16 protein-coding genes are annotated in these 19,139 nt (G+C 50.4%); 7 read left to right on the forward strand and 9 right to left on the reverse strand.

Annotated elements, in window-relative coordinates; all coding sequences use genetic code 11:
- Positions 1-2 precede the first annotated feature (2 nt).
- Both B153_RS0108220 and B153_RS0108225 read right to left on the reverse strand, forming a co-directional pair.
- A complete protein-coding gene (locus B153_RS0108220; RefSeq protein WP_020596217.1) occupies positions 3-1,052 on the reverse strand; it encodes a sensor histidine kinase in 1,050 nt (349 codons plus the stop codon).
- Positions 1,049-2,098 carry a sensor histidine kinase gene (locus B153_RS0108225; protein ID WP_020596218.1) on the reverse strand — a complete coding sequence of 350 codons (1,050 nt, stop codon included), beginning with the start codon at positions 2,096-2,098 and terminating at the stop codon, positions 1,049-1,051. Before B153_RS0108225 ends, B153_RS0108220 begins: the two co-directional genes overlap by 4 nt.
- Positions 2,099-2,469: 371 nt before the next feature.
- Between B153_RS0108225 and B153_RS0108235 the strand changes: the two genes are divergently transcribed.
- The 4 genes from B153_RS0108235 (at position 2,470) to B153_RS0108250 (ending at position 6,764) form a co-directional block, all read left to right on the forward strand.
- Entirely contained in the window at positions 2,470-3,150 is a 681-nt protein-coding gene (locus B153_RS0108235; RefSeq protein WP_020596220.1) for a response regulator transcription factor, read from the forward strand.
- Positions 3,150-4,532 carry a sensor histidine kinase gene (locus B153_RS0108240; RefSeq protein WP_020596221.1) on the forward strand — a complete coding sequence of 461 codons (1,383 nt, stop codon included), beginning with the start codon at positions 3,150-3,152 and terminating at the stop codon, positions 4,530-4,532. Before B153_RS0108235 ends, B153_RS0108240 begins: the two co-directional genes overlap by 1 nt.
- Before the next feature lie 94 nt (positions 4,533-4,626).
- Positions 4,627-5,571: a hypothetical protein gene (locus tag B153_RS0108245; RefSeq protein WP_020596222.1), complete on the forward strand. Its 945-nt coding sequence runs from the start codon at positions 4,627-4,629 to the stop codon at positions 5,569-5,571.
- A gap of 44 nt (positions 5,572-5,615) precedes the next feature.
- Positions 5,616-6,764: an endonuclease/exonuclease/phosphatase family protein gene (locus tag B153_RS0108250; RefSeq protein WP_020596223.1), complete on the forward strand. Its 1,149-nt coding sequence runs from the start codon at positions 5,616-5,618 to the stop codon at positions 6,762-6,764.
- A 9-nt stretch (positions 6,765-6,773) separates the two neighbouring features.
- Here B153_RS0108250 and B153_RS0108255 read toward each other — a convergent pair whose 3' ends face one another.
- Positions 6,774-7,301, reverse strand: a complete 528-nt coding sequence (locus B153_RS0108255) for a CopD family protein (protein ID WP_020596224.1) — start codon at positions 7,299-7,301, stop codon at positions 6,774-6,776.
- 183 nt (positions 7,302-7,484) lie between these two features.
- Here B153_RS0108255 and B153_RS0108260 point away from each other — a divergent pair, with 183 nt between their 5' ends.
- The 3 genes from B153_RS0108260 to B153_RS0108270 all read left to right on the forward strand — a co-directional run bounded on the left by B153_RS0108260 (position 7,485) and on the right by B153_RS0108270 (position 9,813).
- Positions 7,485-8,093 (forward strand): hypothetical protein, encoded by a 609-nt coding sequence (locus B153_RS0108260; protein WP_020596225.1) that lies wholly within the window; start codon positions 7,485-7,487, stop codon positions 8,091-8,093.
- 111 nt (positions 8,094-8,204) lie between these two features.
- The gene (locus tag B153_RS0108265; protein WP_020596226.1) at positions 8,205-8,693 is read left to right on the forward strand and encodes a ferritin-like domain-containing protein; all 489 of its coding nucleotides are present in this window, start codon (positions 8,205-8,207) and stop codon (positions 8,691-8,693) included.
- Between the two features lie 163 nt (positions 8,694-8,856).
- Positions 8,857-9,813 (forward strand): nitrilase family protein, encoded by a 957-nt coding sequence (locus B153_RS0108270; protein WP_020596227.1) that lies wholly within the window; start codon positions 8,857-8,859, stop codon positions 9,811-9,813.
- Positions 9,814-9,954: 141 nt separating this feature from the next.
- On the opposite strand, the gene B153_RS0108275 is transcribed toward B153_RS0108270, so the two are convergent.
- The 6 genes from B153_RS0108275 to B153_RS0108300 all read right to left on the reverse strand — a co-directional run bounded on the left by B153_RS0108275 (position 9,955) and on the right by B153_RS0108300 (position 19,118).
- The gene (locus B153_RS0108275) at positions 9,955-11,118 is read right to left on the reverse strand and encodes a Gfo/Idh/MocA family protein (protein ID WP_020596228.1); all 1,164 of its coding nucleotides are present in this window, start codon (positions 11,116-11,118) and stop codon (positions 9,955-9,957) included.
- Positions 11,119-11,198: 80 nt separating this feature from the next.
- Positions 11,199-12,230 (reverse strand): sugar phosphate isomerase/epimerase family protein, encoded by a 1,032-nt coding sequence (locus B153_RS0108280; RefSeq protein ID WP_020596229.1) that lies wholly within the window; start codon positions 12,228-12,230, stop codon positions 11,199-11,201.
- Between the two features lie 133 nt (positions 12,231-12,363).
- On the reverse strand, positions 12,364-13,599 hold the full coding sequence (locus B153_RS0108285; RefSeq protein ID WP_020596230.1) for a class I mannose-6-phosphate isomerase: 1,236 nt from the start codon (positions 13,597-13,599) through the stop codon (positions 12,364-12,366).
- Positions 13,600-13,695: 96 nt separating this feature from the next.
- Positions 13,696-14,469 carry a 3-keto-disaccharide hydrolase gene (locus tag B153_RS0108290; RefSeq protein ID WP_020596231.1) on the reverse strand — a complete coding sequence of 258 codons (774 nt, stop codon included), beginning with the start codon at positions 14,467-14,469 and terminating at the stop codon, positions 13,696-13,698.
- Positions 14,470-14,600: 131 nt separating this feature from the next.
- Positions 14,601-17,273, reverse strand: a complete 2,673-nt coding sequence (locus tag B153_RS0108295) for a c-type cytochrome (protein ID WP_020596232.1) — start codon at positions 17,271-17,273, stop codon at positions 14,601-14,603.
- 318 nt (positions 17,274-17,591) lie between these two features.
- Positions 17,592-19,118, reverse strand: coding sequence for a RagB/SusD family nutrient uptake outer membrane protein (locus B153_RS0108300; RefSeq protein ID WP_020596233.1), 1,527 nt, complete (start codon positions 19,116-19,118; stop codon positions 17,592-17,594).
- Between the last annotated feature and the right edge of the window lie 21 nt (positions 19,119-19,139).

Genomic DNA, 19,139 nt, shown 5'->3' on the forward strand with positions numbered 1-19,139 from the left:
AGCTACCCCACCTCAGCCAGCCGCCCTTCACTGACCAGGGGCAGGCTCACTACAAACCAGCCGGGGGTCTCTTCAATCAGCAAACTCCCTTCATTGAGGAGTTCGTAGCGCGTGGCCAGGTTGCTCAGCCCAGCCCCGGCGGTTTCGACCCGAAGGTTTTTGCGCTGGAGCGTATTGGCTACATGCAATCGCTGGTCGAGGGTCGTATAGATGCGTATGTGTAGAGGATTGTCGGGCAAGATTACATTATACCGCACCGCATTTTCAATCAGAATCTGTAAGGCTAAGGGCGGAATCAGGCCGTGCTTTTCCGACACGTCTTCCGACAGGTCGAGCACCAATCCATCCTGATAGCGCGTTTGCAGCAGATGAAAATACGAGCGGATAAACGCAATCTCGTCGCGCAATGGAACCAGTTGCTGCTCACTGGCCTGCAACAGATACCGAAAAACAGCCGTTAACTCACCCAGAAATGTATCGGCTTGAATCGGGTTATCGCCAATCAGCGACGAGAGGGAGTTCAGGCTATTGAACAGAAAATGCGGGTTCACCTGATGCTGTAACGACGCCAGCTGGCTTTGCAACGATACTTTTTCGAGTGTGCTGGTCTGTACGGTTTCGCGCTGCCACTCCTGCAAAATGTACCAGCCTTCATAGATAGCGAAGTAAACGAAATGGTAAAAGATCTGGATGCCGATATTTCGGCTCAACTCAACGGCGGTGGTATAGTACGTAAACGTACCTTCGATCAGAAAGCGCAGTAGATGGCGGAGCAGCCAGGCAAACCCGACCAGAACCGGCAGCGCAACCAGTAGCCATACCAATCGCTGACGTGTATTGTTCAGACCAGGAGAGCGGTGCTGAATGGTTAAAACGACCCAACGGGCAAGCTGCCAGCAGATAATACCAGCCGTTAAGGCAATGATAACATTGACCAGCAACGTATGCAGGGTACTGGTCGCGTACAGATCGAATCGAAAAAAAAGGCTCACGAACGCATAAAGCCCTACGGGACCCAACCAGCGAAGCCAACGATCATTCAGCGGTTTCATAACGTTGTTTCGGGTTCTGATTGAGCCACTACCAGGGGAAGGGTTATGACAAATAATCCGTTTTCCTCCTGAATGGAAATACCATGCTGGCCCAGCAATCGGTATTTGGCAGCTATATGCGCCAGCCCTACCTTGTTGGACAATACGGCGGTGTTTTTCCGTTGCAGGTTGTTCTGGACAATCAGCCTGTTCGCCTGCGTTTGAATCTCAATGACCAAGGGGCGGCTCGGTAAAATAACATTGTGTTTGACCGCATTTTCTACCAGGAGTTGCAGCGTCAGCGGGGGCAGACTATGTCCCAAGACGTCATCATCAACCCTAATAATTAGCTCGACACCAGCCCCATACCGGGTTTTCAGTAATTGAAAATACGAACGAATAAACTGTAGCTCACGGCTGAGCGTAGTCAGTTCCTGATCGTTGGCCCGAAGTAAATACCGATAGACGCTGCTCAACTCGTCTACAAAGGCTTCGGCCTGACGCGGACTATCGTATATCAGCATGGACAGCGAATTAAGACTATTGAACAGAAAGTGCGGATTGATCTGGCTTTTTAGGGTATCGAGCTGATGCCGTAATTTCGCTTTTTTGAGCCGCTCATTGCGTTCATACGCTTGCTGCCACTCGCGCAGGATATATCCCCCTTCGTAAAGAATAAAGTAGACGAAGTGATAAAACAACTGAATACCGATTGAATAGGTATAACTCGACAGGCTTTGGGTCAGATACGGCAAGTTATTAAAAGCCATATGCGCAAGCTGGCGGATCAACCAGGCAAAATTGACCAGTACAGGCAGCAATATGCCCATCCAGATCAACCTCCGACGCGTATTATCGAGACCAGGATACTGCTTCTGCAACTTCAATACGGTCCATCTGGTCACGTTCCAGCAGATATAACCGGCGGTCAGGGCAATCAGGTCCGAACGAAGCATCGTATCGGTCGATCGCTCAAGATACCAGTCGAGCCGAAAGAACAGTGTGCCCACCAGAAACAGAACAAATGGGCCAATGATCCGTAATTTTTTGTCAGTAAAGACGCTCACAGACGACGTTGACGTATAGGGATTTTGCTTTCCGAAGAAAGAGATGCGTAACCTACCCACCGTTGCAGAGCACGATCCTGAAAGTTGGCAAAAACAGCCGTTTCGGCCCTGGGGTAGTACGGGCTGTTGAAATTAATCCCCTTTCGGTAGATAGCCAAGAAAAAAGGTAGATTTAGAGTTGTTTGACGGATGAACGGCAGTTCATAGGCCACACACCCCTCTCCCCAACCTCGTTTGAACTTAAATAATATCCGATTGCACCCTACAACGTTTATAGGTTGTTCAGACTCCATACGCAAGAGGTTTGTTACTCAAATCGTCTATCCAATACGTTATTTCTATAAATTCGAGGGTCGTAAGAGCCGGACCCTATGAAAATTCTGCTGATTGAGGATGAAGTCAAAACGGTTCAAAGTATCAAACAGGGGCTCGAAGAGCACCAGTGGGAGGTTGATGTAGCCTACGATGGCATTCTGGGCTTTCAGCTAGCGACCCGGTCGCCCTATGCACTCATTATATCCGATATTATCCTGCCCGGCATGAATGGCCTGGAGCTTTGTCGAAAGCTGCGCGAATCCAATATAGCCACCCCAATTCTGATGCTTACCGCGCTGGGTACCACCGACGATAAAATTGTTGGGCTCGATGCCGGGGCCGATGATTATCTGGTGAAACCATTTGTGTTTGGTGAACTCATGGCGCGCGTTCGGGCGCTTACCCGCCGAACGCATCACACCCTTCAGTCGAGTAATGTGTTGAAAATTGCCGATCTTGAGCTGAACACCGATACCAAAACCGTAACACGCGCAGGTCGTGAGATTTCGCTGACTGCCAAGGAGTTTCAGTTGCTCGAATATTTTCTGCGTCATCAGGGGCGAGTGATCTCCAAAGTAGAACTGGCTGAGCGGCTCTGGGACCTGACATTCGACACGGGTACTAACGTCATTGAAGTATACATAAATTTTCTGCGCAAAAAGATCGATAAAGACTTCAATCCCAAATTGCTTCATACACAGATCGGTATGGGTTATGTGGTAAAGCTCGTGTCGTAATGACCAATATTCGCACCCGACTTACGGTTCAATTTGCCTTACTGGTAACGGTTATTCTACTGCTTTTTTCGCTCGGTGTCTATTTTTTTAGCAAACTCTACCTCGAAAAACGCTTTTTCCGACGCCTTCAGGACCGGGCCATCACCACCACGACGCTGCTGTTCGACCTCCAGCAAACCGATAGTACGGTACTGCGCGTGATCGATGCAGGCAACAAAGAGCCTCTGCTCAACGAGAATATTTCGATCTATAATGCCAAAACCAAAAACGTACTTTTCTCCACCAATCCGGCCAATACCCGATTCCACGAACAGTTTATTCCCCAACTCGACTCTGCCGCCCAAACGATCTACCTACGCCAGGGCGAATACCAGGTGGTAGCGATTCATCTGGCCAAAGCCAACAGCAGCGACTGGGTGATTGTCAGTGGTATTGATCAGACGGGGCATGAAGCCCTGGAAGACCTGAAAAAGATCCTGATTGTGATGGTGCTGGCAGCACTCCTGCTCCTGGGTCTTTCGGGCTGGTTTTTTGCCGACCGGGCCCTGGCCCCCATGTCGGGCATTGTGCAACAGGTGAATACCATTTTTCCGGCCGATGTGTCGAAACGGGTACAGCACCCTAACCGCTCCGACGAAATTGGTGTACTGGTGGCTACGTTCAACCAGTTGCTCGACCGCATTGAACAAGCCATCCACAAGCAAAAGATGTTTATCGCCAATGTGTCGCACGAGTTGAAAAACCCGCTCACCAAAATCAACTCTCAGATCGATGTAGCCTTAATTCAGAAACGCAATCCGGATGTGTACGAACGAACCCTGCAATCGCTACAGGAAGACACCCGCCATCTGGCCCAGTTGACCAACACCTTACTGGAACTGGCCAACACCTCCATGCGAGCCGACACCCTGCCGGTTGAACCAGTTCGTATGGATGAACTGCTGTGGGAATCGAAAACGCAGTTGCAGAGCTGGCATGAGGATTACCGCATTCAGCTCACTTTTTCCGATTTTCCTGACGAGGAAGACGCGCTGATAACACCCGGAAACAGAGCCGCTCTTAAAGTGCTTCTGATGAACCTGCTGGACAACGCCTGTAAGTTTTCGCCCAGCAAAACGGCCCAGGCCACGTTCCTTACCAAGGCAAATACAATCCTCATCAGCGTTTTTAACGAAGGGCCTCAAATTCCCGAAACTGACCTCCCGTATATTTTCCAGCCCTTTTTTCGTAGTAATGCCACGGCTCCATCGAGCAAGGGCCATGGCGTTGGCCTGGCCGTTGTAGCCCAGATTGTCGAGATCCATAAAGGCACCATTTCCGTCCAGTCGGCCCAGGAGGGCACCACATTTACCCTGACCCTTCCCAGCTTAGCTCCATTTTAAGGTAATTTTAAACTCAGATTAAGTCCTGATTAAGTTCGGTGTCGTTGTTTTGTAACGCCCATAAAGGGAGGGAACAGAAAACAACAACATAACTATGGAGATCGAAACAGTGAGCCACAAGCAGAGTGTTCTGAACATGACCATCGGGGCTTTGGTGGGCGTGCTGGCACTGCTGGCCTATTTGTTTGTAGGTTCCCGAAACGAAACCCTGGAGGTTCAGAAGCTGCTGACCACCAAAGTAGAACAATTTGCCGTTACCCAGCAAAAGCTCGATTCCATTTCGTCGGTACTGGACAACAAGATTATCGAAGTCCGAAAATTAGGTGGCAGCGTAAGTGAACTGGAACGGATTAAACGACAGTTGGAAAATGATAAAAAGAAACTGAAGTACGACCTTTCGTTTTCCATTCAGCAGTATAATCTGAAAATCAACGACTATAAAGCGTTTCTTGCCCAAAACGATGTCAACCTTCGCCAGCTAAAAACCGAAAATGGCAGCTTACTCAACCGGGCGCGGGCGCTTGAAGAAGAAAAGCAAACCATTCTGACCGAAAATGAAGGGCTGAAGCACGAAAAGGCCGCCCTGACCCAAACGGTTGACGATTACTCCCTCCAGAATGCAGAGTTAAAAAATAAAGTGTCGCTGGCATCGGCCATGAAAGCGGTCAATGTAGATGTATACGCTCTGGCGGCCAATGGCAAAGAACGCCGGGGAGGCATCTACAAAGCGTCGCGCATCGACCGATTGAAAATAACCTTTATTATGCCGTCGAACCCCGTGGCCGTCAGGAATAATAAGGAGATATATGTCCGAATTCTGGATGTGAATGGGGCTGTTGTGGGTGAAAACGGTGGGGTTATATGGGCTGAAGGCCACGAAATCGGCTATAGTACCCGCCAAACCGTCTTCTTTGAAAACAGCGATCAGCAGGTCGATATCCTCTTTCGTCGGGATGCGCCTTATAAACCGGGTGCGTATACGGTGGAGTTATATGCCGAAGGTTTTCGGATGGGCAGTGGCAACTTCGACGTCAAATAACTGGCCTGTTCTGAGGCTTTTATAGCGAACTCAACGGTTACTGTATGGCAACTTTTCACAACCTGATACAATCTCTTTTGACGAGTTTACAACCTTCCTTCAAAACGCTCGGCAAGCTGGCGGCCTGCTTAGTACATAAATACCGTCAGTTTCCGATTGCCTACACAGCACTCGGGTATCTGTTTTTCAGCATGGCCTTTTGCTACTATCCCGTGGTCGATCATTGGCTGGGCGGTTTTGTCATGATGAGTCTCCCGCTCGCTATTTTGGGCGGGTTCATCACCTGCATTTATCTGTTTCGCAAACACCAAACTGCCGTAGCCATGGCGGGTATGATCTGGGTGCTGTTCTCATTTGTGGTGGTCAAACGATTGCTGGGAACCGACAGTGGCGATACCGACATGAGCCAGGCGCAGACCTTGAAGGTGCTCAGTTTCAATAGCGAAACCTTTCAGAATAGCGTCGACCTCTCCTCGTTGAAGGCGGATATTGCCTGTTTTCAGGAATATTCGCCTAATAGTCAGATCGAACGGCAATACCCGACCAAAGTAGAAAAACTTACCTGTTTCGATAAAGACCGGGAAATAGGCCTGGCCTTATTCTCTCAATATCCCATCGTTAATCGGTATGGCCATATCTGGGATCGGTCGAATGGGCCCGACATCAACGGGTTTCTATGCGCCGACATCGCCTATGGGGCCGATACCATCCGGGTGGTTAATGTCCATTTATGGTCGATGGGCGTACGGACCAACCAGGCGGTCGATGCCCTGAAATCGGGGCACCTTATCCAGTTTGCCTCTGCCCTGATCGACACATTTCAGAAATTGAAAGAAGGCTTTGAACACCGGAACGAACAGTTTCTGGAAGTTGAATCGTATGTAGCGGGTAGCCGCTACCCCGTCATTATTTGTGGCGATTTCAACGAAACGCCCATCGGCTACTCGTACGGTAAGCTTCGGCAAAACTTCAGAAATGCCTTCGAAGAAGCCGGGCAGGGACTTGGTTTTACGCTGAACCGCCATCCGTATTGCGTCCGTATCGATCAGCAGTTCGTTAGTAGCGATTGGGCCATCAAAACCTGCCAAACCTTATCGGGCATTTCGTTTTCTGACCACTTTCCCGTTCTGGCGCAGTACGTACTCAAAAAGTCGCTCCATACACCCAATGATCTACTTGCGCAGCAGAAGTAGTTCAACACCCTACCCTTTCCGCAGCCGCTTATACATACGAATACCCATCATCAGGAGGATCATTAGCCCAAATAATCCCAACAAACCCCACAGCATATTCAGGGCATCTTTCAGAACCACCAGAAAAACGATGGCAAACAGAAATAGGGTCGATACCTCGTTCCAGACCCGTAGCTGTGTGGATGTATAGCGAAACTCCCCCCGCTGCTGCTGACGGTAAAGCGCATGGCACAAACCGTGATAACCGTACAAACCAGCTACCAGCACTAGCTTGTAAATCAGCCAATCAGGTGTTGAGCCATAATTGTACCAGGTAGTCAGCCCCATAATCAGGGTAATGACCGCCGATGGCCAGGCGATAATGAACCAAAGCCGATTTTGCATCAGTAACAATTGCTTTTGCACGGCACTCCGACCCGGCTCGTCCATTTGGTTGGCTTCGGTAGCATAAATAAACAATCTGGGCATATAAAATAACCCGGCAAACCAGGTTACCACAAAAATGATGTGAAGGGCTTTGGTATAAAAAAATGTCATGGCCGACTATTGTTGGGGTAAATATACATCAATGCGCCTTTGCGAGATTCACTGCCAATCCCATAACGTGCGACCATACCCTATCAAATTGCCTATAGTTTGGGGCTATTGAACCAGCCGATAAACAGATAAAGGGCTTCCACGTTTTATTGACGGCCATAAACTATTGACGGCTCAGTCACTATGGAACGGAAGCCTATTATCGATCGAATCGAACATGAAGTACAGGCCCTACAGGGCAATGCTACTAAAGATGTCAGCTACTCCAGTGAGCGTACACTAGCCAGCGCAGCCGACGCGCGGGAAGCGTTTAAGCTGGCGGTCAGCAAATTACTAAATGTGGACGGATGGTCGGGTTTGTCCAGCCTTACCGCCGATTTTCAGCTTCACAACGCCAGCGGCCAGCCTAAGCCGAACGGCCAGCCACAGGTGGGAGATTATATTCGGATAGCCTTGCCCGGCCCTGTACCCGAAAACTGGGTACGTGTCAGCCATATAGCCAACGCCGAGAACCGAGTAGAGTTTACGGTAAGGCCTAGCCATGATCCACACCATACGAATTCGGGCCAGATTGACCATTTCTTCCACAAAGAAGCGAAGAGTACATTCCGGATCGAGCTGTTGGACCAAACAATTACTGCCTCAGAAATCGGCCAGCAGGAGGGCATCAATAACCAGCAACCTGAAGCGGGCAATCGTGCCGCAATCAACACAGTGATTGCCGAAGGTGGCTGGCTGGGTTATCAGAAGTTTCAGTGGAAGCTATTGACAGACTATCTGGTAGGCTTATGAGCCTGTTCGCGGCCAGGGGCCTGCCCCATAGCCTTACTTCCTGATGTATTCACCTGAACGCATCGTCCTTTTCCCATACAACCGGGTTAATTCCTAAAAAGCGAATCGTTTATGAAAACCATGCAGGATTTAATGGAGCACACCATCCAGGATTTGTACTCCGCCGAAAACCAGATTCTTGAAGCACTGCCCCAGCTCATCAGTAAAGCAAAAAGCAGCCAGCTACGTCAGGCCTTCGAACAGCACCAGCGCCAAACCGAAAAACACGTTCAGCGCCTTGAGCAAGTAGCCCAACAGTTGGATATTGATCCTGATGGCGAAACCTGTATGGCGATGCAGGGACTCATTGAAGAAGCGCAGGATTTGCTGGAGCAGCTTGAAGGCGATCAGATTACCGATGCTGCCCTTATTGGGGCTGCTCAGAAAGTGGAGCATTACGAAATTGCCTCCTACGGCACCGCCCGAACACTGGCCCAGCAGGCAGGTCAGGACCAGATTGCCGATTTGCTCCAACAAACGCTGGATGAAGAAAAGCAGACCGACGAAAAGCTAACGGAAATAGCCACTACGAAGGCTAACCAAAAAGCCGTGCAGGCCTGATAACTCAGTCGGGTTTGTAGCTGGATACCCATGATACAAACCCGACTGGTCTTTCATAGGATTGAGCAACCTGCTGAACACCTCGTCGCTTCATAGGATAGCTTTTTGATGTATTGAGTCCCCAATTCGGGCTACCTTTGGTTTTCATTACCACAGAACAGCCATGCAAAATCTGAAGATCGCGACGGCCCAATTCGAGAATGCGAGTGGCGACAAAGCGTATAATTTACAGGTTATCAGCAACCTGTCGGCAAAAGCTGCTCAGCAGGGTGCCCAAGTTATTGCTTTCCACGAATGCTCGGTTACCGGCTACACGTTTGCCCGACACTTATCGCGCGAACAGATGCTCGACTTAGCCGAGTACATCCCCGATGGCAACAGTATTCAGGCACTCACCCAGATTGCGAAGGCCAACGACATTGTTATTCTGGCGGGTCTGTTTGAGAAAGATCAGCAGGACCAGCTTTTTAAAGCCTACGTCTGTGTCGACAAAAATGGACTGGTTGCCAAATACCGCAAGCTGCATCCGTTTATCAATCCCCATCTCTTACCCGGCGATTCATACGTTGTTTTCGACCTGTTGGGCTGGAAGTGCGGAATTCTGATCTGCTACGATAACAACGTTGTCGAAAATGTACGGGCTACGGCTTTGCTCGGAGCCGACATTATTTTCATGCCCCACGTGACGATGCTGACCCCCTCAACCCGGCCGGGAGCGGGTTTTGCCGACCCTGCTCTCTGGGAAAATCGCGCCAACGATCCTACCTCGCTCCGGCTGGAATTCGATGGTATGAAAGGTCGGGCCTGGCTCATGAAGTGGCTTCCTGCCCGGGCGTATGACAATGGCATTTATGTAGTATTCTCAAACCCCATCGGCATGGACGACGATCAGCTAAAAAATGGCTGTTCGATGATCATCGACCCTTTTGGCGACGTTATTGCCGAATGCCGGGAGTTGGGCAACGATGTGGCGGTAGCCAATTGTATACCCGAAAAACTACAGCAGGCAGGTGGCTATCGGTATCGAAAAGCCCGTCGCCCCGACTTGTACCGCGACATTCTGGGCCAGGAACACACCCCCGAACAAAAAGTAGTCTGGCTAAACACGGATGCCAGCTAACTACCCCTCAGATGCTCGTCCTGAACGATTTCGTAGTTGAATTAAAGTAGCGTATACGCTTAACGCCTGATGCCTACTAATAAAAAGTGGCTTAACCCAAATTTGGGTTAAGCCACTTTTTATTGATGACACTCTAATGGCCTATCCGGCAAATGACTCGACGCCGGTGTCTTTCCAGCTCCTTGACGACGCTGACTCCAACACGGCTTCACACACCTTCTGGGTTTCCAGCGCATCCAGGAAGGTGGGGTGACACGGTTCACTGCTCTCCAGACTCTTCAGGAAATCAGCCACCTGATGGATGAAACTGTGTTCATAACCAATTCCTAAACCGGGTACCCACCACTTGCTCATGTAAGGCTGATCGCCATCTGTCACATGGATCGAACGCCAGCCGCGCACAATTCCTTCATCGCCATGATCAAAATACTCCAGTCGGTTCAGATCATGCAAATCCCATCGAATGGAAGCATGTTCGCCGTTGATCTCAAAGGTGTATAATGCCTTATGGCCACGGGCGTACCGCGTCGATTCGAATAAGCCCAACGAACCATTCGCAAAATGGCAGTGGAAAATACAGGCATCGTCAATCCCTACGGGCTGTACCTTACCCGTCAGCGCGTGCATCCGCTCTTTCACGAACGTCTCGGTCACGGCCGATACATCGGTAATAGCCCCATTGAGCCACATAGCCGTATCGATGCAGTGCGCCAGCAGATCGCCCGTTACGCCCGAGCCCGCAGCCTCTACATCCATCCGCCAGGTACCCGCCCCTCCCTGAGGCACATCGGCACTGATGGTCCAGTCTTGCAGGAAGTTGGCCCGGTAATGAAAGATCTTGCCCAGCTTTCCTGAATCCACCAGTTGTTTAGCCAGTGTAACGGCAGGTAAGCGACGGTAGTTGTACCAGACGGTATTGGCTACGCCAGCCTGCTCAATGGCATCGACCATCTGCTGAGCCTCAGCTACTGTACGAGCCAGTGGTTTTTCGCAGAGCACCATTTTGCCAGCGGCTGCTGCTGCTAACGCGATTTCAGCATGGGAATCGTTGGGGGTACAGATGTCCACGGCATCAATATCATCGCGGGCGATGAGTGCTTTCCAGTCGGTTTCAATGGACTCATAGCCCCATTGATCGGCAAAAGCCTGCACTTTTTCTGCATTGCGGGAGCAGACGGCTTTCAATACCGGCTTGTACGCTAATTCAGGGAAGAAATGACTGACCTGGCTGTAGCCATTGGAGTGGGTGCGCCCCATAAAGCCTGTGCCGATCAAGCCAATGCGTAGTTCTTTTTTGGTTGACATAAATTGATGTAAGGGATTTTTAGGTAGAGATCAGCTCGCCGTTGTGGCCATACCTGGCATCTCTATACTAGGTGCTGTTTCTATGCTTCGTACCAGCCGTGAGCCTGACGTACTTTGATCATCGTTGCCAGCACGTCATTCCAGGTTTGTTGTTTGAGCATCACGTCGTTGGGGAACATACAGCCGTCCCAGCAAATATGCCGGAAAGCTTTTGTCAACTCGCCATTCTCATTGCGCAGCCAGTAGCCTGCATCGTGTACAATGTCGAGCTTCCCGTTGGGGTCCAGCGCCTGGCAGTGACGTCCTGTTTTATCGTGAGAGCCCGAGCCAAATACCGTCCCATCGTTCTGCGCGACGTGGAAGTCAATTGTCCAGGGGCGTAGGGCGGCTGTCACCTTCTTCAGAGCCTCCGAAAGGGCTTCCCGGTCGCTCCAGTCGAAATCAGGCGGCAGAATGCGATCTTCGGGACTATTGTAGCCCAGGGTGTAGAGTAAGGTATGAGCCATGTCGGCCTGGAAGCCCATATTAGGCCGGTTCACCGCAACCAGTGTATCGACCATCGCTTTCCAGCTGTGCATTCCTCCCCAGCAGATTTCGCCTTCGGCGGCCAGTTTCTCACCATAGTCGGCGGCCACATCACAGGCCTGCTGGAAAGTCGACACAATGAGTTTGCTGTTGCCAACCGGGTCCACCGCCCAGTCGTGGGGCGAACTGGCCGAATCGATGCGAACCACACCGCTGGGCCGAACTCCCAACTCCGTTAAGCGCTGCCCGATGTGGCAGGATTTACGCACCATTTCGACAAACTGAGCCCGTTGTTCTGGACTACCCATGGCTGGCCCGCCCCAGATAGGCGCTACCAGCGAGCCGATTTTAAGGTTATAGCCGCCTACTTTATCGGCCAGCCGCTTAATATCATCGTCGGACAGGTTGACATCAATGTGCTCAAAGAGAGCCAGATCGACCCCATCGAATTTAACCCCATCGACTTCGGCATTAGCCGTCAACTGGAGCATGGTATCGAAGTCGATAACGGGCTCGGAGTCGGGTCCTTTGCCGACTACACCGGGCCACATGGCATTGTGGAGTTTAGGATAGTTATTCTGGTTCATGGAAAGAGAACTGTTTGAAGGTTTTAGGTAAAACGCTAACCCAGAGATTCGTCGAAAAACTACAAAGATTCACAGAGATTTCAGAAAAACTCCGTGTAATTTCCCTCTTCTTTTTGGACCTCTGTGTTGTTTTTTACACTGCGCTCAGGTCCAGATCGGGATTGGCCGGGCCAAAGTGCTTTAGCATTACAATGGGGTCGGTGGAGGACGGGTTGACAATGGTGACGCCTTCCATAGCCGCCTGCTCACTAACGAAGAATTCGTCGTTCGTCAGTTGACCATACCGGATCATGGTTGGGGTTTCAATGTCCCATACCCCCAGCTTCCCATGTCCCTGCATCATAATCAGCCCATAGGCCGCACTGTCCTTGATGGTAACCGTTTGACCAGGAAATACGGTGAGTTCTTTGGCGCTAAATGCCTCGTTTTTATAACAAACCCATACTTCGCGATAGCCTTCAGCCGCCATTTCGGCTTCATCACGGACAGGCTTAGGACGCATAAAGCGGTTCGCCATCATTTGTGGGTCGGTGTTCAGATCCCAGTCGATGGCTTCCATGAGCTGGTCGTAATCGCCAATCCGGTCTTTTGGCGTACCATTCCAGAGCAGCTCTTCAGGTATGATGGCTTCGTTGACCAGCGATTGGTACATGGCAAATACATCGGAGGCTTTCTGGGGTTCATAGGTACACAGGCTACCCGGTGCATGCAGCAAACCTGGCGGTACATCCCAGCCTGTGCCCGGTTCGAGCCGGTAAGCCGACGAATAGTTGGTAATCTTGTTATCACCTTTGGTGAAGTTCTGAAGGCACTCCTTGATCTGCTCTTTCGTAGTACCGGGAGCGATACCAATGAAGGTGTAGGGGAAATCACCACCGTGATTGTTCACCTGTGGTGGAAAGTAATACGCTTCAGGTTTACCCAACTGACCAATGAGGGCTGCCTGCTCATCGTTGTGATGAAGGTGATGCGGCAGCGGTCCCATGTTATCAAAGAATTTGGAATACATCGGCCAGCTTTGATACTGATCCCAGAGACGATCGCCGATCAGTTCACCTTTGAGTTCATCAACGGCGTCTTTGAGCAAAAACTGAACTTCCGTACCGTCTTCATCAGTGAAAACGATATGACTCAATCCTTCGTTTTCGCCGGTAAGAGGACCATTTTTAGCGGGAGTAGTCGAAGAGAACCAGCGTTCATCGATACCGCCCCGCTCTCCTCCCAGCACATAGTAATCGTCGGGATGGAGTTTGATACGTCGACCGGGTACGCAGAAGGATCGGGGTACCCAGGTAGGGGTTAGTCGCAGAACGCCCTTACCTTGTTCCAATGCTTTTTTTGCTACACTAACTGCTGAGGTTGTTTCCATTAATCAATAAGCAATTGTTTTATTATAAATAACCTGACAGGGATTGGGCCAAGGTGGCTCTAAAACGATTCGTCACCCCTATCCATTTGTATACACTTATAACTGTTTTATCATCAAATTCCGGTATTGTACCTTCATGGGCGGTCCTACGTGCACCTGCACGCCCAGTAGCCCTTTGGCTTTTCGGTTCACCGTATCATCGTCTGTCACTTCACTCATCAGCACATCATTGATGTAGTGTTGTAAACGATTGCCTTTGATCACTAAATGGAACGTGTTCCAATCTTCGCTTTTGATAAGTGTTTTGAGTGAATCGGAGCTGCCCAGCGACCCCGTGACAGTCATTCCGGTCCAGGCATTGCCTTTTACATTGGCCCGCACGGCTTCCGGTGTATTTTCTCCCGTGTAAGGTGCAATGGTCGTTTTCTGTCCGCGATAGGCCAGTGTGGTCCGTTTACGCTCCTCGTAGTTTTGGCCGGTGTATCGTATTTTGCCATCAATATCAGCCTGATACCCCTTGAGGGCAAACGGAATATCGGGCAGTCGATCACTCCGATAATTGATCCCTGAGTTCCCGGCTTCGGTAATCTTGAATTCTCCTTTTAGCTCAAAATCGGCAGGCTCCCCGCCCTGCCAGATGATAAACGAATTCGTTTTCAGCAATTTTTCAGGCGTTATTTCTCCAGTCAGACAGCCATCCTCAACCCGCCAGTAGTTTGGGTCACCATCCCAGCCTTTCAGCGTCTTCCCGTCGAAGATGGAAACAAACCCGTCTTTCTTTTTCTGCGCTATGCAGGATGTGCTGGTACCCGCGATCCCCAAAGCTGCCACGAGAAGCAGTACAGCGCTGAGATTTCTTTTTCTTACCATATCAAAATTTCGTTAAAACCAGGCAGTCTTTGTCATGCTGAGGAACGAAGCACCTTCGGTAACTGAGAAGATGCTTCGTTCCTCAGCATGACAAAAGCCTCAATTTACGGTCTAATTCTAAAAACTACTTATTACTTACCCTTCGATCCACCCGCACCTTTGTACACGTCACTATCCTGCTTTCCGCCCGACTTCAGGTAAGCGATCAGATCGGTTAACTCGCCTGGATTCAGGCTGTTGATCAGCCCCGGCAACATAATCGAAACGGTCGAATTCTTTTTCGATATGACATCCTTCTTAGGAATTTTCCGAAGGAAATCAGGAGCGAATGGGTTCTGCGAAATCGAATAGTTCACCTTATCCTCACTCACGAGCCGCCCCAGAACCGACTGCCCATTTTTCAGCGTGAAAATGGTCGATGCGTACTGATCCGAAATGGCTTTGTCGGGGTTGATGATCGCATCCAGAATGTCCTTATTCGAGAAGCGAGTTCCCAGTTGAGTCAGATCGGGGCCAATATCTCCACCCTGACCACCCATCGAGTGGCAACGGCTGCACAAAATAGCAGAGTAGATTTTCCGACCTCTATCGAAGTCGAGCGAGGCCACAAGACCTGTGTCGACGGCTGCCACGGCATTATCCAGTTTCCACTGCCGTCCGGGCCCTTTTGGCGAATAGTCGCTGACAATATCGTTGCCGGATGTGGTCAACAAATCGGCACCAGATAGCTTGTTGTATTTTTCGAACTGGTCTTTCGGCACATGCGCCAGCGCCAGTTTACGGGCTCTGTCGATAAAGCCAATATAACTCCGGCCACCCTGGAATTTGAATCCATTCGCAAACCAGGTAAAGTATTTATTCCGCAGCTCGGGTGTCCAGCCCGCATCGGCACGGCTTAGCATAACCGCATAGAATGTCTGTTGAAGGGGCGGAACTTTCTCCAGCATTTTGGCAATATCGAGTCCATACTGCGGGTTTCGCAGGATCAGGTCCGACGAGGCCGTAGCGGTTTCAAGGCCGAGATCGTGGCTACCGGGCTCATCCTTAATATCCATCAGGGCCAGCGTTTTATTCACGACGCCTGGGGCATCGAGAGAAATAAGCACCCGGCTCAGCCCCCGGTTCATCAGAGCCGTTTTGGCGGGATAATGCGGATTCAGGTACGCAATGACCCGATCTTTATCGGCCCCTTCGGGCATACCCATGCGCAGGCATATCAATTCAATAGCCCGGCATAAATCAAACTGCTGCGATTCGGGCAGTTGACCATAGTTGATCTTTAGCAGCGCGTTCAGGAGTTTGCTTTTTTGCGAAGCATCGCCCTGTCTGGCCAGTGCAACCGCCGACTGGATCAGCCGCTGGGGATCGGTTTCGGTAAAGACTTTGTCCTGCCACTGAGCCACGGGCTGGTGTTCAACCGCAATACGGGCCGCATACCGTACAAATCGGTCGGGGCTGTTCAGATTAGGCCAGGCCGCAGCAATAGCCGCTGGATTGGCACCATGATGGTACTGCTCCAGTTGAGTCCGAAGCTGATGCTCTTTTGTCAGAACAGGTGCCTTCGCCACAGGAGCTACCGATTCTGTTCCGGTATAGGTAACCCGGTAAAGATCCGACTCTAAACGGCGACCTCCGGTCAGGAAATACAACGCGCCATCTGGTCCGAACATACCATCGGTCAAAGGCAGTGGTGAGCCTGAAATAAACTCTTCCCGTTCGGCTTCATAGGTTGCTCCTTTCGGTTTCAGGTAAATCGAATAGATGATCCCGAAACTCCAGTCGAAGGCAAACAATGACTGGCGATACCGTTGCGGGAACCGGGCATTATCGCCATAAACCAGATTGGTGGGCGAGCCCTGGCCAATGTTCAAGACAGGTGGTAAATTATCGGGATTGCTGGGTAGCCACTTCCCATTTCCTGTACGCCAGCCAAACTCAGCCCCGCTGGTAACGTGGCAAATACGCGTTGGGCGATACCAGGGCAGACCAAAATCCCACTCCATATCCGAATCATAGGCGAACATATCGCCCGCTTCGTTGAAGGCAATATCGAACGCATTTCGGAAACCAGCCGCCATTAGCTCCCACCGCTTTCCTTCCGGATCAACATTGGCGATCCAGCCGCCTGGTGCCATCCGGTCGTTGGCATGACCACGCGGGTCTTTTATCTGCGGAAACAGGTTATCTTCTTTCCAGTTGGACGGTAACCGATAGGCATCCATTTGGGGCACATCGGTATGGTTACCAGAAATGACGTATAAGGATTTCTTATCGGGCGAAAGTTTTATACTGTGCGGACCGTGTTCGCCTTCGCCTTTCAGGGATTTCAGTAAGGTTACGGTTTCGAACTGGTCATCGCCATTAGTATCCTGAAGCCGGTAGAGTCCACTGCCTTTACCAAAGTTCTTGTTCTCCCGGTTATTCACCATCACATAGAGGCTATTGAAGGCATATAACAAGCCTTGCGCATAGCCCATACCGATGGTGGTATCGCCCGGCTGGACATTACCGACTTTAAGTTTCTCGATTTTGGGTTGCGACGAACCGGAGCCTATCGGCGGTAATTCCAATCGATACAACGAGCCGTATTGATCGGAGGTAATCATCCGGCCTTTGTCGTCGAATGTCATGGCAACCCATGATCCCATCTTATTCTCAGAAGGACTGTACAAGTGTTCGGCTTTAAAACCGGGCAGAAGTTTCAGTTTGTCGATTTTAGGGTTCTGCGGATCGACCGTTGTGATGGCTGCTTCCTGCATGGTAATCCAGGATGTCCCCAGCAGGACAATCGCAGCAACCACCATAGCTAATCGGACAGGTCTGTACGTCAAAAACATAATAATATTGAGTAATTAAGTGTCAACACGTCTATTGAGTGGCTGTCAGTTTGCGGATTGACGATAGGGTCCAGGCTTACAAAAGCACAGGCCGTTGAGGTTTTACCGCCCTTACTGGATGAATAAATACATGAAAAAAGAAGCAGAGCCGATACGAATCTGCTTCTATATACTCCATTACCAACCTATATTAATGCGTGAAATCAGCCCAAATGGGCTACTCGTCTTTAGAAGAAATTTATCACTCCTTCCACTTCCAGCTGGAAGCGGAAGGAGTGAAGTATATTAGAAATAAGGAGTTAATGCCGACTCAACCGCTGGCAACGGATAATAGTCGTCAAGATTTGTAAAGGCGTTTGGTGGCGGTACGGCTCCGGCAGGGAAGTAGTAATCGGCCGGATTGGCTTTCACCCGAGCACCGTAAGCCGTAATAATTTCCTTCACCCGGCCTGTGCGTGTCAGGTCGAACCAACGCTTGTTTTCGAAAGCCAGCTCAACGCGTCTTTCTTTGAAAATAGCTTCCCGCATATCGGCTTGGGACGAGGCTTTCGTAGCCGCCAGCCCCGCACGCGCCCGTACCTGATTCAGATAGATAGCCGCATCGGCCGTTTTACCCTGCTCATTGAGGGCTTCGGCCAGGAACAGCAACACTTCAGCGTAGCGATAAACCGGCCAGTTTTGCCCTGTGTTGTTGTGCAACGCGTGGGTACGAGCGTATTTTTTGATGTACGGATACACTTTATTCGCGCGTAGGCTGGTGCTCAACGTAACCGTTCCGATCGAAATATCCTTCCGCTTGTCGCCCGTTTCGTAAGCCGCGATCAGATCAGGCGTAGGAATGTTATTGCTTTCCTGCGATGTGGGCTGCGGGTTCGACGTTCCCGTAATGGGAGCAATTTCAGCAGCCGTTATCGGCGAAGGCAGGAATCGATAGATCTGGTTGCCGTTATAACCCGCCGATCCTTCCATATACTGGACTTCGAACACCGACTCATTATTGTTTTTGTTCGTGTTTGTATATGAAAACGCATCATTATAATCAGGCGTCAGGCTATACCCGTCGTTGGTCACGACATCTTTCATGAGCGTTTCGACCTGCGACCATTTTTTCTGCGTCAGATACAAATTAGCCAGTAGTGTTTTGGCCGCTCCCGAGGTAACCCGACCAGGTTCCTGGCTTTTTTTGTTCAGCAAGTTTTTACTGGCATCGGTGGCGTCTTTTTCAATCTGCGCATACAGTTGCTCGGTTGTAGCTAGCTCGGCTGGCGCATCCTGACGACCTGTTACGGGGGTTAAGTGCAGCGGAACTTTACCAAATAGCCGTACCAGATCGAAATAGGCAAACGCTCGAAGAAACTGGGCCTGGCCTTTCAGGTTATTTTTAACGGCATCACTACTAAACGTAATCCCATCGATCAGACTCAGGATCTGATTGGCCCGGGCAATGATCACATAGTTCAGTCGATACTGCACCAGCACGTTATCGTTGGCTGTCACCTTAGCCCCCCCATCGCCTGTTCCGACAGGGATGGCAAAATCGGCCACGTTTTCGGTTGCGTCTACCGCACCATACAGTGTGTTACGAGCATAATAGGTATTGTCGGAGTGCATTTCTTCCAGCACCCACGCCCGTTCGTTATACATCTGTCGGAGAGGCACATAGGCGCCATTGACTGCCTGAACAAAGTCGGCTTCGGTTTTGAAAAACGTGGCCGAACTCAATGCAGTTTCGGGCACTGCGGTCAAAAAGTCATCTTTGCAGCCGATCGATGCCAGGGTCAATAGCGCGACTGCGATATATTTTATTTTCATTGGAAACAAGGTTTTTAGGAT

Origin of the sequence: Spirosoma panaciterrae DSM 21099, assembly GCF_000374025.1 — a bacterium.
Lineage (GTDB): Bacteria > Bacteroidota > Bacteroidia > Cytophagales > Spirosomataceae > Spirosoma > Spirosoma panaciterrae.